The following is a 15161-nucleotide window of genomic DNA, read 5'->3' on the forward strand; positions in this document are numbered from 1 at the left end:
AACAAAAAAGCGGCTGGACATCGCCAGCCGCTTTTTTTGGTACTACGAGGACTACGGGTACTGCGGAACCGGCTTACTGCTGGTCGGGCGAGGCCGGAGCCGCCGGGGCGTCGCTCTGGACGATCGGGCTGATGCTGCCGCCCTCTTCCGCCAGCGCTGCCTTCAGCGACAGGCGCAGACGACCCTTCTCGTCGGCCTGGATCAGCTTCACGCGCACCTGCTGGCCTTCCTTCAGCCAGTCCTTGATGTCCTTCACGCGCTCGTTGACGATCTCGCTGATGTGCAGCAGGCCGTCCTTGCCCGGCAGGATGTTCACGATGGCACCGAAGTCCAGCAGCTTCAGCACGGTACCGGCGTAGATCTTGCCCACTTCGGCTTCCGCGGTGATGCCCTCGATGCGGCGCTTGGCTTCCGCCATACCTTCCGTCGAGGTCGACGCGATCGTGATCGTGCCGTCTTCGCCGATGTCGATGGTGGTGCCGGTCTCCTTGGTCAGGGCCTGGATGGTCGAGCCGCCCTTGCCGATGACTTCGCGGATCTTGTCCGGATGGATCTTCATCGTGATCATGCGCGGTGCGTGTGCCGACAGCTCGGTACGCGCATGGCCCATCGCGCCCTGCATGTTCTGCAGGATGTGGATGCGGCCTTCGCGGGCTTGCGCCAGCGCCACCTGCATGATTTCCTTCGTGATGCCCTGGACCTTGATGTCCATCTGCAGCGCGGTGATGCCCGCGTCGGTGCCGGCCACCTTGAAGTCCATGTCGCCCAGGTGATCTTCATCGCCCAGGATGTCGGTCAGCACGGCAAACTTGTTGCCTTCCAGGATCAGGCCCATGGCCACACCGGCCACGTGCGCCTTGACCGGAACGCCGGCGTCCATCAGCGCCAGGCAGCCGCCGCAGACCGAAGCCATCGACGACGAACCGTTCGATTCGGTGATTTCCGACACCAGGCGGATCGTGTACGCGAACTCGTCGTCCTTCGGCAGCACCGGGATCAGCGCGCGCTTGGCCAGGCGGCCGTGACCAATTTCACGGCGCTTCGGGCTGCCCACGCGGCCCGTCTCGCCGGTGGCGAACGGGGGCATGTTGTAGTGGAGCATGAAGCGGTCGCGGTATTCGCCGGCCAGCGCGTCGATAATCTGCTCGTCGCTCTTGGTACCCAGCGTGGCCACCACCAGCGCCTGGGTTTCCCCACGCGTGAACAGGGCCGAACCGTGCGCGCGCGGCAGCACCGACGAGCGGATCTCGATCGGGCGCACGGTGCGCGTGTCGCGGCCGTCGATGCGCGGCTCGCCGGCCAGGATCTGGCCACGGACGATCTTCGCTTCGAGGTCGAACAGGATGTTGCCGACTTCCACCTTCTCGGCTTCCACGCCAGCTTCGGCCAGACCGGCGGTCACTGCGGCGTAGACTTCCTTCAGCTTCTGGCTGCGGGCCGACTTCTGGCGCAACTGGTAGGCTTCCTGCAGCAGCGGCAGGCCGATCTCGCCAACCTTGGCGATCAGCGGCTCGTTCTTGGCTGCCGGGGCCCAGTCCCACTCGGGCTTGCCGCCGTCGCGCACCAGGTCGTGGATCGCGTTGATGGCGATCTGCATCTGCTCATGGCCGTACACCACGGCACCCAGCATCACGTCTTCCGACAGCTGTTGGGCTTCCGATTCCACCATCAGCACGGCGCGCTCGGTACCGGCCACCACCAGGTCCAGGTCGGACGTGGCGATCTGCGAGCGGGTCGGGTTCAGCAGGTACTGGCCATCCTTGTAACCCACGCGGGCGGCGCCCACCGGGCCGTTGAACGGAATGCCCGACACAGCCAGCGCGGCGGACGCGCCGATCAGCGCAGGGATGTCGGCCGGCACTTCCGGGTTGATCGACAGCACGTGGATCACCACCTGCACGTCGTTGTAGAAGCCTTCCGGGAACAGCGGGCGCAGCGGACGGTCGATCAGGCGCGAGGTCAGCGTCTCGTTTTCCGACGGACGGCCTTCACGCTTGAAGAAGCCACCGGGGATCTTGCCGGCAGCGTAGGTCTTTTCGATGTAGTCGACGGTCAGCGGGAAGAAGTCCTGGCCCGCCTTCGGGCTCTTGGCGGCCACCACGGTAGCCAGCACCACGGTGTCTTCCACGTCGACGATTACGGCACCGCCAGCCTGGCGGGCGACTTCGCCGGTTTCCATACGGACCGTGTGCTGGCCCCATTGGAATTCCTTGACGATCTTGTTGAACATGGTCATGAGCGTTTCCTTGATACATGCATGCGGGGCGCACACACGCGCGTCCCGCGACGCCTGCGCTCACAGCGGCAGGCGAACTGCCGGATTCATGCCGGTCGCAGTCTCAGGGAAGTGCTATGCCATTCCATCGCAGCACCACCAGGCTGGCGATGCGGCGATGGAATGACACAAAACCCCGGTTCCTTGGCCGGCTCCGGTCACAGAGCAATATAAAGAGCGAGGTAACTTACTCCGTTACACGTCTTGGCGCAACGGGCGCCCGGGCTGCTTGGCCAGGACGATTTAGTGAAGCAAACATCACAATCAATGCCGGCCCGGCGGGGATGCCGCCGGACCAGAAAAGCAAAATGCCTGCCTCAGCAGAGCTGACGCAGGCATCGCGGCCTCACGTGAAATCGTGCAGGAACAACTTGTGCAGGATTCGTGCTGCCATCCGCAGACCTTACTTACGCAGGCCCAGCTTTTCGATCAGGGCACGGTAACGGTCAGCGTCGCTGGCCTTGAGGTAGTCCAGCAGGCGGCGACGACGGCTCACCATGCGCAGCAGACCGCGGCGGCTGTGGTGATCCTTCATGTTGGCCTTGAAGTGGGGGGTCAGTTCGTTGATGCGGGTGGTCAGCAGGGCGACCTGAACTTCGGGGCTACCCGTGTCGTTGGTGCCGCGGGCGAACTGCTTGATAACTTCGGACTTGTTGGCGATTGCCATGATGATTTCCTTTCACTTGCGAACGCTGCAGCGCGGGATGCGCCACCTGCGTCGTGCCTTGAAGCCTGGTATGGACTGAGGCATGCGCCGTGCGCAGGGGTCCTTGCACGACAGCCGCGGATTATAGCCGAATTTGCCGGCGCGGCGAAATCCGTCCGCGCGGCCTGCCCGGTCAGCTCGCCGGGCGCTCCATGCGGCACGTGGTGGGCAGGGTTGTCTGGGCGGTCTTGAGCTTCTTCACAGTGCGGAAGCCGTAGCCAGACCCTTCGTTGTCGAAGCGCACGTCCCCGCCCTGCTTCGCCATGACCGAAACATAGAGCGGCTGCAGCACCTGGTGGTCGTCCGCACGCACGGTGGCGTCGTGGAAATCGTTGGTGAAGCGCATGTTCTCGAGCGCCAGCGCCACCTTGACGGCATCCGTGGAGCCGGCCTGGGTGATGGCCCGCGCCAGCATTTCCACCATCATCTGCATGCGCAGGTGCACGTAGTCGTCGCGCGGCTCGGGGTAGCGGGTGCGGAATGCCTGGTAGAAGGCGTCGGACGCTGCGCCGCCCACGTTCGGGTGCCACTCGGCCACCGCCAGCACGCGGCCCACGCCGGCATCGCCCATCGCCGCCGGCGCGCCCAGCCCGTTGCCGTAGAACGTATAGAAGCGGGCGCCCAGCCCGCCCTCGCGCGCGGCCTTGACCATCAGCGTCAGGTCGTTGCCCCAGTTGCCGGTGATCACAGCGTCAGCGCCGCTGGCCTTGATCTTGGCGATGTACGGCGCGAAATCCTTGATCTTGCCGATCGGGTGGAATTCGTCGCCCACGATCTGGATGTCCGGCCGCTTGGCCGCCAGCATCTCACGTGCCGATTTCGCCACTTGGTGACCAAAGCTGTAGTCCTGGTCGATCAGGTAGACCTTGCGGACAGTGTGTTCGCCGCGAATCGCCTCGGTCAGCGCCTGCATGCGCATGTCCGAACTCGCGTCGAAGCGGAAATGCCAGAAACTGCAATTCTCGTTGGTCAGCGCCGGATCGACGGCCGAGTAGTTGAGGAACAGCACGCGCGCCTCCGGCTGGCGCATGTTGTGGCGATTGATCGCCGCCACCAGCGCCCCGGCCACGGCCGAGCTGTTGCCCTGCAAAACGAAGGGGATGCGCTTGTCCACCAGCGCGCGGAACTGGATCAGGCTTTCATCGACATTGCCCTTGCTGTCGAACGTGACCAGTTCCAGCGGACGGGCGCCCTCGGCGGTCTTCACGCCGCCGCGCGCGTTGACGCGGTCGATGGCAATGCGCAGGTTGCGCGCCACGGCGTCCCCGGCATTGGCGAACGGGCCGGACAGCCCCTCGATCATGCCCAGCCGGATCGGCGCGCCAGCCTCGCCCTGGGCATGCGCGCTCCCCGCCAGGCACAGCAGCGTCGCCGCCAGCCATGCACACCACGGGCCGCGCCGCCACCCCTTTTCCGCTCCGGACATCCTCACTCCTCTTCTACATCGCACGACGAAGGCGTGGATGGTACGGCAGCCGGGGCGATGGGGGCAATCCCATGAAAAAAGCAGCGTCCGATGCACATCGGCGCCGGACCGGACTACACTTCCAGCATTCGTACGATCGCCAGTCGAGAAATCCCCATGACCTCCCCCCTCCGATATTCCGGCCGCCGGTTGGCCCAGACCGTGGCTCTGGGCCTGGGCGCCGCCCTGCTTAGCGCCTGTACCGCCCTGGCCCCGGTGGATACCGGCCTGAAACTGGTCGGCCAGCCCGAGAGCGCCGTGATGGCCACCTTCGGCAAGCCCACCGACGTCTACAAGCTCGACGACGGCACCGTGCGCTGGTTCTATTCGAAACAGCCGCTGGGCCAGGAATCGTACGCCGCCGACTTCGACAAGAATGGCAATCTGACGAATTTCCGGCAGATGCTCCGGACGCCGGAACTGTACAAGGCGCAGGTCAATGTCTGGACCAAGAAAGACGTGCTGGAGCACTTCGGTGCCCCGCGCGAGCCAAATCAGTACTTTCCATTGATGAAACGCGAGGTGTGGAGCTACCGCTTCCGCCACGAAGACCAGTGGTACTCGCTGTTCAATTTCTATTTCGATGACGCCGGCGTGCTGCGCCAGACCCAGATCACGCCAGATCCACTGTACGACCGCTCCGATCGCCCGTAGCCGTATCGATTGCGAGACATCGCCATCCAACGAAAAACCGCCCGTCGTCGCGGGATACGCGACTGACGGGCGGCTGATGGTCGCGGGGGCCTTGTGGGCCCCCGGCGCCGGTACGCGGATCGGAGGTCAGATCTGCGGGTTGATCTTCTGTACGGCCTTGTCGTGCAGCTTGTTCAGCGCGGCCAGGTAGGCCTTGGCCGATGCCGCGACGATGTCCGGATCGGTGCCCACGCCGTTGACGATGCGGCCGGCCTTCGACAGCCGCACGGTCACTTCGCCCTGCGCCTGTGTGCCGGTGGTGATGGCGTTCACCGAGTACAGCACCAGTTCCGCGCCGCTGTTGACCTTGCCTTCGATGGCATGCATGGTGGCGTCGACGGGACCATTGCCCTCGGCTTCACCAGTCTGCTCACTGCCATCCATATTGAAAACCACGCGCGCATGCGGGCGCTCGCCGGTCTCGGAGCGCTGCGACAGCGACACGAAGCGGTAGTGCTCGTTCACGTCGTGCGCCTCATCCGAAACGATGGCCATGATGTCTTCGTCGAAGATCTCGGCCTTCTGGTCGGCCAGTTCCTTGAAGCGGCCGAAGGCGGCGTTGACTTCGCTCTCGCTCTCGAGTTCGATGCCCAGCTCCTGCAGGCGCTGCTTGAACGCATTGCGGCCCGAGAGCTTGCCGAGCACGATCTTGTTGGCGGTCCAGCCCACGTCTTCCGCGCGCATGATCTCGTAGGTGTCACGTGCCTTGAGCACGCCGTCCTGATGGATGCCAGAGGCGTGCGCGAAGGCGTTGGCGCCCACCACGGCCTTGTTCGGCTGCACCACGAAACCGGTGATCTGCGAGACCAGCTTGGAGGCCGGCACGATCTGCGTGGTGTCGATGTTCACGTCCATGTTGAAGTAGTCGCGGCGCGTCTTCACGGCCATCACCACCTCTTCCAGGCTCGTGTTGCCGGCCCGCTCGCCGAGACCGTTGATCGTGCACTCGATCTGGCGCGCGCCGCCCAGCTTCACGGCGGCCAGCGAGTTGGCCACGGCCATGCCCAGGTCATTGTGGCAGTGCACCGACCAGACCGCCTTGTCCGAGTTGGGGATACGCTCACGCACGGAGCGGATCAGGTCCGCGTAGCCTTCGGGCACCGCGTAGCCAACCGTATCGGGCAGGTTGATCGTGGTCGCGCCTTCGGCAATCACGCCCTCAAGCACGCGGCAGAGGAAGTCCATGTCCGAACGGCTGCCGTCTTCTGGCGAAAATTCGATGTCGTCAGTGAACTGGCGCGCGAAGCGCACGGCCAGGCGCGCCTGCTCGTACACCTGGTCCGGCGTCATGCGCAGCTTCTTCTCCATGTGCAGCGCCGAGGTGGCGATGAACGTATGGATCCGGAACGAGTTGGCCGGCTTGAGCGCCTCCGCCGCGCGGGCGATGTCCTTGTCGTTGGCGCGCGCCAGCGAGCAGATCGTCGAATCCTTGACCACCTGGGCGATCGAGCGAATGGCTTCGAAGTCACCATTGGAGCTGGCCGCAAAGCCGGCCTCGATCACATCGACCCTCAGCCGTTCCAGCTGGCGCGCGATGCGAATCTTCTCTTCGCGGGTCATCGAGGCACCGGGCGACTGCTCGCCATCACGCAAGGTGGTATCGAAAATGATGAGTTTGTCAGACATTTTGTGGAGCTCCTGGGCTGTACCTTGTTGTGTGCCGTGCCGTCCCGTCCTTGGTGCCGCCGGGCGTCGCAGTCCTCGAAATCGAATGCAAAACGCCCCGGCGTGCATGGGTGCAGGCCGGGGCGTTTGAAAACTAGGAAAATTCCTGGTGATTCCGCGCTAGGGCGATAGCGTCCCTCAGCGCGCGCGCGTCCCGACCCGATGGCCTAGTAGGCCACCTAGGGTGGTGCGGGCGAGTAGGGACTGGCGCGAAATCATGTCGGGGACTATATCCGGTTTGGCGCGCGCGTGCAAGGCGGGCCGACCCGGGCCGATTTCAGCCCTTCGGCGGAATCCGCAGCTTCTGACCCGGATAGATCTTGTCCGGGTGCGAAAGCATCGGCTTGTTCGCTTCGAAGATCTTGTTGTACTCGGCACCATTGCCGTAGGCCACCTGGGCGATGGCCCAGAGCGTGTCGCCCTTGACCACGGTATGCCATTGCGATTCAGTGGACTCCACGTTGACGGACATCTTGTCCTCCACCGACTCCACGCCTTCCACATTGCCGGCACAGAGGATGATCTTCTCCCGGGTTGCCTGGTCCGGCGCCACGCCGAACACCGTCGCCTTGCCCTGCGAGCCGTCCACCTGGACCATCAGCCCGGTGGCGTCGAGCCCCATCTGCTTGATGTAGGCCTCGATGGCGTCGCCGGCGGCGCGGTTGGCGGCCTCCACCTTCTCTGCCGAGGCGTCCGCCTTGGCCGCTTCCTGCGCAGCCTTGGCCTCGCCCTTGCCGAACAGCTTTTCGCCCGCTTCCTTGATGAAGTCAAACATGCCCATGACATTCTCCTGACGGTGAGTGGAACGTAATGCGACCCGCGTGATGCGGATTGAAATGCCGCCGAAACGACACAGGGCGCCCGAAGACGCCCTGTTGCCATGCTTGCTAGTTACCGCCGCCGAGCCCGTCGGGTCCGCCGGCGCGTGCCTTGCGTACCCCGCCTGGCTCGCCGTGCAGCGCGCGCCAGGCCCACAGCAGGTAGCCTGACACCGCGTAGGCCACAAACAGCCCGAACAACGCCACCGGCGGATCGGTGGAAACCACCACGAACAGCACCAGCACGAGCACCATCATGCCGAAGGGCACGCGGTAGCGCACGTCCAGCGCCTTGCCGCTGTAAAACGGGGCGTTCGAGACCATCGACAGGCCCGCATAGAGCGTAATCGCAAAAGCGACCCACGGCATCCACAGCTCCCTGACCGGCAGCTTGTTGTCGATGACCAGCCAGACGAAGCCGGCCACCAGTGCCGCCGCGGCCGGGCTTGGCAGGCCCTGGAAGAAACGCTTGTCCACCACGCCGATATTGGCGTTGAAGCGCGCCAGACGCAGCGCTGCGCAGGTGCAGTAGACGAACGCGGCGATCCAGCCCCATTTGCCGAGATCGCGCAGGATCCAGGTGTACATGACCAGCGCCGGCGCCACGCCGAACGACGTCATGTCCGAAAGCGAATCGTACTGCTCGCCGAATGCGCTCTGCGTGTTGGTGATGCGCGCCACGCGGCCGTCCATGCCGTCCAGCACCATGGCCGCGAAGATGGCGATGGCGGCCGAGTCGAAGTGGCCGTTCATCGCCGCCACGATGGCGTAGAAGCCGGCGAACAGCGCGGCGGTGGTGAACGCGTTGGGCAGCAGGTAGATGCCGCGCCGGCGCGGGCGCACGTACTCGATGTCGGGCCCTTCCTCGGCCTCGTCGTAGCCGGGGTCGTTGCGCAACTGGTTGCGGCGGAACGGTCGCAGATGCGTCACGTTGCCGATGCTGACGCGCTTGTTCCGTCGATTGAAGGCACCCATGCCAGCCTCTCCTATCAGTGTGGACGGCGGCGGCTTACTGCTGCGCGCCCTGCACGTCCAGTTCGGCCAGCACGGTCGACGAGGCGGACACCTTCTCGCCAATCGTCACGCGCGGGCGCGCATCGACGGGCAGGTACACGTCCACGCGCGAGCCGAAGCGGATGAAGCCGTAACGCTGGCCACGCGAGAGTGTGTCGCCCACCTTGGTGTAGCACAGGATACGGCGCGCCACCAGCCCGGCCACCTGGACCAGCGTGACCACCTTGCCGTCCTGCGCGCGGCGAATCACGATGGCGTTGCGCTCGTTTTCCACCGACGCCTTGTCCAGATCGGCATTGACGAACTTGCCCGGGAAGTATTCGAGCTTCTCGACCTTGCCGTCCACCGAAACGCGGTTCGAATGCACGTTGAACACGTTCATGAACACGCTGATCTTGAGCGCCTCGCGCCCGGCGTACGGGTCCTGGGTCTTCTCCACCACGACGATGCGGCCGTCGGCGGGCGCCAGCACCGCGTTCGGCGCCGACGGAATCGGCCGGGGCGGATCGCGGAAGAACTGGAGCACGAAGATCGTGAGAATCCACAGCGGCAGCGCCCACCAGAAACCTGCGCTGACATGCACCAGCAGCGAGATGACGAATGCGCCGGCCAGGAATGGCCAGCCTTCACGGGCGATCAGCGGATGAGGATAGTTCATGCAAGACTTGGTCTGAAGTTCAGGTAGAAACGATACGCCGTGCCGGGTCGGCGCCATGGACTGGCCGCCGTCGGGGCTTTGTAGGGGTATCGCCGCGAATAATAAGAAAGATTCGAGCCAGCGCCCGAATAAAGTCCGACAAGGATAACAAAAAGCCGTCCAGCCTCCGCCAAAATGCCTCACGCAACACTGCGCGGGGCCGGCGGCGGGCTGGACGGCCGAGGGCGGCGGGCCCCGGGGGCCCCGCCCTGCCAGCTGTCGTCAGCTTAGTTCTTCGACTGGTCGACCAGCTTGTTCTTGGCAATCCACGGCATCATCGCGCGCAGCTTGGCACCCACTTCCTCGATCTGATGCTCGGACGTCAGGCGACGGCGCGAGATCAGGGTCGGGGCGCCGGCCTTGTTCTCGAGCAGGAAGCTCTTGGCGTACTCGCCGGTCTGGATGTCCGTCAGGCACTGCTTCATGGCCTTCTTGGTCTCTTCCGTCACGACGCGCGGGCCGGTGACGTATTCGCCATATTCGGCGTTGTTCGAGATCGAGTAGTTCATGTTGGCGATGCCGCCTTCGTAGATCAGGTCGACGATCAGCTTCAGCTCGTGCAGGCACTCGAAGTAGGCCATTTCCGGCGCGTAGCCGGCTTCCACCAGCGTCTCGAAGCCAGCCTTGATCAGCTCGACGGTACCGCCGCACAGCACGGCCTGCTCGCCGAACAGGTCGGTTTCGGTTTCTTCGCGGAAGTTGGTCTCGATGATGCCGGCACGGCCGCCGCCGTTGGCGGTGGCGTACGACAGCGCGATGTCACGGGCGGCGCCGGACTTGTTCTGATGCACGGCGATCAGGTGCGGCACGCCGCCACCCTGCGAGTACGTCGAGCGCACCGTGTGGCCCGGGGCCTTCGGGGCGATCATGATCACGTCCAGGTCGGCACGCGGGATCACGGCGCCGTAGTGCACGTTGAAGCCGTGCGCGAAGGCCAGCGCGGCGCCTTCCTTGATGTTGTCGTGCACTTCGTTCTTGTACACGTCGGCGATCTGCTCGTCCGGCAGCAGGATCATGACCACGTCGGCGTTCTTGACAGCCTCGCCCACTTCCTTGACCTGCAGACCGGCGTTGACGGCCTTGTTCCACGACGCACCGCTCTTGCGCAGACCAACCGTCACGTTCACGCCCGAGTCCTTCAGGTTCAGTGCGTGGGCGTGGCCTTGCGAGCCGTAACCGATGATGGTGACGTTCTTGCCCTTGATCAGGGAGAGGTCGGCGTCCTTGTCGTAAAACACTTTCATGATGATTCCTTCGATTTTCTAAGTCTGCGTATAAGGGGTGGCGGCGTGGCACGGGCGTTGGTTCCGATTCACGCGTCGCGCCGCCGGGGATACTGCGATTGGCTTGTGGCCGCTGCCGGGTGCGCCGGTCAGACCTTCAGGATGCGTTCGCCGCGGCCGATGCCGGAGCCGCCCGTACGGACGGTCTCCAGGATCGCGGTGCGGTCGATGGCATCGAGGAACGCATCCAGCTTGCCGCCGTTGCCGGTCAGCTCGATGGTGTACGTCTTCTCGGTCACGTCGATGATGCGGCCCCGGAAGATGTCGGCGGTGCGCTTCATTTCCTCGCGCTCCTTGCCCACCGCGCGCACCTTCACGAGCATCAGCTCGCGCTCGATGTGCGCGCCTTCCGTCAGGTCCACCACCTTGACCACTTCCACCAGGCGGTTCAGGTGCTTGGTGATCTGCTCGATCACGTCGTCCGAGCCGGTGGTGACGATGGTCATCCGCGACAGCGACGCATCCTCGGTGGGGGCCACCGTGAGCGTCTCGATGTTGTAGCCGCGCGCCGAGAACAGCCCCACCACGCGCGACAGCGCGCCGGGCTCGTTTTCCAGCAGGACCGAAATAATGTGTCGCATTACAGGTCCTCCGCGCCGAGCAGCATTTCGGAGATGCCCTTGCCGGCCTGGACCATCGGCCACACGTTTTCCGTGGGGTCGGTCTGGAAGTCCAGGAACACGGTGCGGTCCTTGAGGCGGAACGCCTCGCGCAGCGCCGGCTCGACATCGGCCGTCTTCTCCACGCGGATACCCACGTGGCCGAAGGCCTCGGCCAGCTTGACGAAGTCAGGCAGCGCGGTCATGTAGGAGTGCGAGTAGCGGTTGTCGTACTCGATCTCCTGCCACTGGCGCACCATGCCCAGGTAGCCGTTGTTCAGCGAGCAGATCTTGACCGGGGTGTCGTACTGGAGGCAGGTGGACAGTTCCTGGATGCACATCTGGATCGAGCCTTCGCCCGTGATCGTGACCACTTCCTTGTCCGGGAACGCCTTCTTGATGCCCATCGCGTACGGCAGGCCCACGCCCATCGTGCCCAGGCCGCCGGAGTTGATCCAGCGGCGCGGCTCGTTGAACTTGTAGAACTGCGCGGCCCACATCTGGTGCTGGCCCACGTCGGAGCAGATGAATGCGTCGCCCTTGGTCAGTTCCCAGATCTTTTCCACCACGTACTGCGGCTTGATGATCTCGCTGTGGCGGTCGTACTTGAGGCAGTCCACCGAACGCCATTGCTCGATCTGGTCCCACCACTTGGCCAGGGCCTCGCGCTTGGGCTTGACGTCGCTGGCCTGCAGCTGGGCGATCAGTTCCTGGAGCACGTCCTTGACGTTGCCGACGATGGGAATGTCGACCTTCACGCGCTTCGAGATCGACGAGGGGTCGATATCGATATGGATGATCTTGCGTGCCTGTGCGGTGAAGTGCGCCGGGTTGCCGATCACGCGGTCGTCGAAGCGGGCGCCGATGGCGATCAGCACGTCGCAGTTCTGCATGGCCATGTTGGCTTCATACGTCCCGTGCATGCCGAGCATGCCGAGGAACTGCTTGTGCGTGCCCGGGAACGCGCCCAGGCCCATCAGCGTGTTGGTGACCGGATGGCCCGTGATGGCGGCCAGCTGGCGCAGTTCCTCGCTGGCATTGGCCAGCACCACGCCGCCGCCCGTATAGATATACGGACGCTCGGCGCCCTGCAGCAGCGCTACAGCCTTGCGGATCTGGCCCGAGTGCCCCTTGTTCACGGGGTTGTACGAGCGCATGTCGATCGACTTCGGGTACTCGTACTTGCACGCATTCCGGGAGACATCCTTCGGAATATCGACCACCACGGGGCCGGGACGGCCGGTGGCAGCGATGAAGAACGCCTTCTTGATCGTCGCGGCGAGATCGCGCACATCCTTCACGAGGAAGTTGTGCTTGACGATCGGGCGCGTGATGCCGACGGTGTCGCATTCCTGGAAGGCATCCTGACCGATGGCATGGGTCGGCACGTTGCCGGTGATCACCACCATCGGGATCGAGTCCAAGTAGGCGGTGGCGATGCCGGTCACGGCATTGGTCACGCCCGGGCCGGAAGTCACCAGGGCGACGCCGACCTTGCCCGTGGCGCGCGCGTAGCCATCCGCGGCATGGACCGCAGCCTGCTCGTGGCGCACCAGGATGTGCTCGAACTTCTTTTGCTTGTGGAGCTCGTCGTAGATGTACAGCACCGCGCCGCCGGGGTAGCCCCAGACGTATTCGACGCCTTCTTCGGCGAGTGCGTGACAGAGAATTTCCGCACCGATCATTTCGGGTGCGGCAGATGAATTGCTGTCTGCGTGGGAGAATTCCGCGCTGGGCATGTTCATTTCAGTCCTTTGCAATTTTCGGCAAAAAATTGTTTGGATGCTCTCTGCCGGGCTTGTGGCTCGGGTTCAAGCGGTGCGCGTCTGCATGAAGAGACCGCCTTATAAGCGGTCTGATGAGACAACCACTGATGTCGTGAACCGATGATGATACTGCAATGCACCAGCGTGGTCTATGGCCTGCCGGAGACTTTTTTGTGCGCGCACCACGATGGCGAACGGCCGCATGCGACCCCTCCGGCATATTGTCTGCAAACCAATACAGCATCGCCCAAGCCGGCTGTTTTTTGCTAGCATCGCAGACATTTGCGACCCGCCGCGCGACTTTCGCGGCACATTCCTGCCTGCATGGCCACCGACCAGGAACTCTCAGACTTTCTCTCCAGCGTGGAACGCCGTGCCTTCAAGCAGGCCGTATTCGCCGTGCGGGATGACGAAGCCGCGCTGGACATCGTGCAGGACGCCATGATCAAGCTGGCCGAAAAGTACGGCGACAAGCATGCCGCCGAACTGGCGCCGTTATTCCAGCGAATCCTGCAGAATACGATCCACGACTACTTCCGCCGCCAGAAAGTACGCAACACGTGGGTAACGCTGTTCTCGAACCTGCGCGACGACCGCGAAGGCGATGACAACGACCTGCTGGAAACCCTCGAGGCCCAGGCCGGGTCAGAATCTGCGGAAAGCAGCGCCGACAAGGTCGAGCGGGCACAGGTCATGCACATCATCGAGCAGGAAATCCAGCGTCTGCCCACGCGTCAACGCGAAGCTTTCCTGATGCGTTACTGGGAGGATATGGACGTGGCCGAGACGGCAGCCGCGATGGGCTGCTCGGAAGGCAGCGTCAAGACGCACTGTTCCCGTGCAACGCACACACTGGCGCAGGCCTTGCGCGCACGGGGGGTCCGACTATGAGCCGAAACCAACGAGATATACAGGAACGCCGCTTCGCCCGCGAGATCCGCTCGGCACTCGATGCCTCGGCGGATGCCGTGCCGGCGGACATTGCCGAACGGCTTGCTGCCGCGCGGCGCATGGCGCTGGCCGCAAAGAAAGCCGAGGCACCGGCCACGGTGCCGCAATTCGCCCTGCCCGGCAGCCATGGCGCCATCTTCGACGATGACGACAGCACGCCACTGCACCGCGCTGGCGCCTGGCTGCGCCGGCTTGCCCTGCTCTGGACGCTGGTGGCGCTGATCGCCGGCGTGACCGGCATCTACCAGTGGCAGCAGCAGAAGCGCGTGGAAGAGCTCGCCGATGTGGACGCCGCCATGCTGCTCGACGACCTGCCGCCCACGGCCTATGCCGACCAGGGCTTCCACGTGTTCCTCAAGCACGACCGCGATCAATAGGATGGCGCGCGCTCACTTCCGCTCCGACGCCACCCCGCGCCGGCTGGCCCGATTCACCGCGCTGTGCGCCAGCCTTGGCGCCGTGGCCGTGCTGGCCGCGGGCGAGCTGACGCAGGCCGCCGAAGCCCACGAGGTCCGCGCGGGCGCCTCGGCGCCGCCCGTGTTCCATGTCCATCCGACGTGGGTCGAACTGACCCCGTCGCACCAGCAGATCCTCGCCCCGCTGCGCCCGCTCTGGGACACCATTCCCGAGCTGAACCGCCGCAAGTGGCAGCGCATTGCCGACCGCTACCCGTCGCTGAAGCCCGAGGAACAGGCGCGGCTGCAGGAACGGATGGCCGAATGGGTCAAGATGACGCCCCAGCAGCGCCGCGTGGCGCGCGAGAACTACCAGATCACCCGCACGGTGCCGGCCGAGAAGAAGGCCGATGCGTGGGACCGTTACCAACAGCTTCCCGAGGCGCAGAAAAAGGAACTGGCGGCAGCCGAGAAGGTGCCACGTCGCCCCGGCGCGGTGAGCGGACTACCGTCCGGCAAGCGCCTGCCGACCGATACCGGCCACCAGATCCGCGCCAACAAGCCCGCCAGCGCGGCCGCCGCGCTGCCGCCGGCGCTGACCGCATCGACACCGGCGGCACCCGCTTCGGCCCCTGTCGCCGCCGCGTCCGCACCGGCCGCCCCCGCCACGCCACCAGAAGTGGCGGCTTCGGCACCAGCAGCGCAACCGGCCCCCGAGTCGCTCTCGCCGCCGGTCACGGGCGAGGCGGCCACCGACATGCCGATCAGCCCTCCCGACACCCCCCGCCAGTAACACCCGCCCCGGCCGCGCGGCGCGCCGCCCCGGATTTGGCA

At 64.7% G+C, this 15161-nt stretch carries 14 protein-coding genes; 4 read left to right on the forward strand and 10 right to left on the reverse strand.

Going from position 1 to position 15161, the window contains the following annotated elements:
• Window positions 1–73: 73 nt before the first annotated feature.
• The 3 genes from pnp to SB751_RS02965 all read right to left on the reverse strand — a co-directional run bounded on the left by pnp (window position 74) and on the right by SB751_RS02965 (window position 4407).
• A complete protein-coding gene (gene pnp / locus SB751_RS02955; protein WP_144201569.1) occupies window positions 74–2236 on the reverse strand; it encodes a polyribonucleotide nucleotidyltransferase in 2163 nt (720 codons plus the stop codon).
• Between the two features lie 442 nt (window positions 2237–2678).
• Entirely contained in the window at window positions 2679–2942 is a 264-nt protein-coding gene (gene rpsO / locus SB751_RS02960) for a 30S ribosomal protein S15 (protein WP_144201571.1), read from the reverse strand.
• A gap of 172 nt (window positions 2943–3114) precedes the next feature.
• The gene (locus SB751_RS02965; RefSeq protein WP_144201573.1) at window positions 3115–4407 is read right to left on the reverse strand and encodes a branched-chain amino acid ABC transporter substrate-binding protein; all 1293 of its coding nucleotides are present in this window, start codon (window positions 4405–4407) and stop codon (window positions 3115–3117) included.
• Between the two features lie 156 nt (window positions 4408–4563).
• On the opposite strand from SB751_RS02965, the gene SB751_RS02970 reads away from it, so the two are divergent.
• Window positions 4564–5100: a hypothetical protein gene (locus SB751_RS02970; protein ID WP_144201575.1), complete on the forward strand. Its 537-nt coding sequence runs from the start codon at window positions 4564–4566 to the stop codon at window positions 5098–5100.
• 126 nt (window positions 5101–5226) lie between these two features.
• Here SB751_RS02970 and SB751_RS02975 read toward each other — a convergent pair whose 3' ends face one another.
• From SB751_RS02975 to SB751_RS03005, 7 genes are all read right to left on the reverse strand, one after another.
• A complete protein-coding gene (locus SB751_RS02975; protein ID WP_144201576.1) occupies window positions 5227–6765 on the reverse strand; it encodes a 2-isopropylmalate synthase in 1539 nt (512 codons plus the stop codon).
• A gap of 316 nt (window positions 6766–7081) precedes the next feature.
• Window positions 7082–7585, reverse strand: coding sequence for a peptidoglycan-binding protein LysM (lysM, locus tag SB751_RS02980; RefSeq protein ID WP_144201578.1), 504 nt, complete (start codon window positions 7583–7585; stop codon window positions 7082–7084).
• Window positions 7586–7691: 106 nt separating this feature from the next.
• Window positions 7692–8597, reverse strand: a complete 906-nt coding sequence (gene pssA / locus SB751_RS02985) for a CDP-diacylglycerol--serine O-phosphatidyltransferase (protein WP_144201580.1) — start codon at window positions 8595–8597, stop codon at window positions 7692–7694.
• Between the two features lie 34 nt (window positions 8598–8631).
• Window positions 8632–9294: a phosphatidylserine decarboxylase gene (locus SB751_RS02990; protein WP_144201582.1), complete on the reverse strand. Its 663-nt coding sequence runs from the start codon at window positions 9292–9294 to the stop codon at window positions 8632–8634.
• Window positions 9295–9560: 266 nt separating this feature from the next.
• Entirely contained in the window at window positions 9561–10577 is a 1017-nt protein-coding gene (gene ilvC / locus SB751_RS02995; protein WP_144201584.1) for a ketol-acid reductoisomerase, read from the reverse strand.
• Between the two features lie 128 nt (window positions 10578–10705).
• On the reverse strand, window positions 10706–11197 hold the full coding sequence (gene ilvN, locus SB751_RS03000; RefSeq protein WP_008643328.1) for an acetolactate synthase small subunit: 492 nt from the start codon (window positions 11195–11197) through the stop codon (window positions 10706–10708).
• Window positions 11197–12960 carry an acetolactate synthase 3 catalytic subunit gene (locus SB751_RS03005; RefSeq protein WP_144201586.1) on the reverse strand — a complete coding sequence of 588 codons (1764 nt, stop codon included), beginning with the start codon at window positions 12958–12960 and terminating at the stop codon, window positions 11197–11199. The genes ilvN and SB751_RS03005 overlap by 1 nt, the downstream gene beginning before the upstream one ends.
• Window positions 12961–13305: 345 nt before the next feature.
• On the opposite strand from SB751_RS03005, the gene SB751_RS03010 reads away from it, so the two are divergent.
• The 3 genes from SB751_RS03010 to SB751_RS03020 are packed head-to-tail and all read left to right on the forward strand — an operon-like array spanning window position 13306 to window position 15120.
• On the forward strand, window positions 13306–13872 hold the full coding sequence (locus SB751_RS03010) for an RNA polymerase sigma factor (RefSeq protein WP_092292361.1): 567 nt from the start codon (window positions 13306–13308) through the stop codon (window positions 13870–13872).
• On the forward strand, window positions 13869–14309 hold the full coding sequence (locus SB751_RS03015) for a DUF3619 family protein (protein ID WP_144201588.1): 441 nt from the start codon (window positions 13869–13871) through the stop codon (window positions 14307–14309). Before SB751_RS03010 ends, SB751_RS03015 begins: the two co-directional genes overlap by 4 nt.
• Window position 14310: 1 nt before the next feature.
• The gene (locus tag SB751_RS03020) at window positions 14311–15120 is read left to right on the forward strand and encodes a DUF3106 domain-containing protein (protein WP_211943678.1); all 810 of its coding nucleotides are present in this window, start codon (window positions 14311–14313) and stop codon (window positions 15118–15120) included.
• Window positions 15121–15161: the final 41 nt, after the last annotated feature.

Source organism: Cupriavidus sp. SIMBA_020 (assembly GCF_046535395.1).
GTDB classification, from domain to species: domain Bacteria; phylum Pseudomonadota; class Gammaproteobacteria; order Burkholderiales; family Burkholderiaceae; genus Cupriavidus; species Cupriavidus campinensis.

Excerpts from the sequence above, each read along its gene's own strand:
- pnp (WP_144201569.1), bottom strand. The coding sequence starts at position 2,236 with ATGACCATGTTCAACAAGATCGTCAAGGAATTCCAATGGGGCCAGCAC.
- rpsO (WP_144201571.1), bottom strand. The coding sequence starts at position 2,942 with ATGGCAATCGCCAACAAGTCCGAAGTTATCAAGCAGTTCGCCCGCGGC.
- SB751_RS02965 (WP_144201573.1), bottom strand. The coding sequence starts at position 4,407 with ATGTCCGGAGCGGAAAAGGGGTGGCGGCGCGGCCCGTGGTGTGCATGG.
- SB751_RS02970 (WP_144201575.1), top strand. The coding sequence starts at position 4,564 with ATGACCTCCCCCCTCCGATATTCCGGCCGCCGGTTGGCCCAGACCGTG.
- SB751_RS02975 (WP_144201576.1), bottom strand. The coding sequence starts at position 6,765 with ATGTCTGACAAACTCATCATTTTCGATACCACCTTGCGTGATGGCGAG.
- lysM (WP_144201578.1), bottom strand. The coding sequence starts at position 7,585 with ATGGGCATGTTTGACTTCATCAAGGAAGCGGGCGAAAAGCTGTTCGGC.
- pssA (WP_144201580.1), bottom strand. The coding sequence starts at position 8,597 with ATGGGTGCCTTCAATCGACGGAACAAGCGCGTCAGCATCGGCAACGTG.
- SB751_RS02990 (WP_144201582.1), bottom strand. The coding sequence starts at position 9,294 with ATGAACTATCCTCATCCGCTGATCGCCCGTGAAGGCTGGCCATTCCTG.
- ilvC (WP_144201584.1), bottom strand. The coding sequence starts at position 10,577 with ATGAAAGTGTTTTACGACAAGGACGCCGACCTCTCCCTGATCAAGGGC.
- ilvN (WP_008643328.1), bottom strand. The coding sequence starts at position 11,197 with ATGCGACACATTATTTCGGTCCTGCTGGAAAACGAGCCCGGCGCGCTG.
- SB751_RS03005 (WP_144201586.1), bottom strand. The coding sequence starts at position 12,960 with ATGAACATGCCCAGCGCGGAATTCTCCCACGCAGACAGCAATTCATCT.
- SB751_RS03010 (WP_092292361.1), top strand. The coding sequence starts at position 13,306 with ATGGCCACCGACCAGGAACTCTCAGACTTTCTCTCCAGCGTGGAACGC.
- SB751_RS03015 (WP_144201588.1), top strand. The coding sequence starts at position 13,869 with ATGAGCCGAAACCAACGAGATATACAGGAACGCCGCTTCGCCCGCGAG.
- SB751_RS03020 (WP_211943678.1), top strand. The coding sequence starts at position 14,311 with ATGGCGCGCGCTCACTTCCGCTCCGACGCCACCCCGCGCCGGCTGGCC.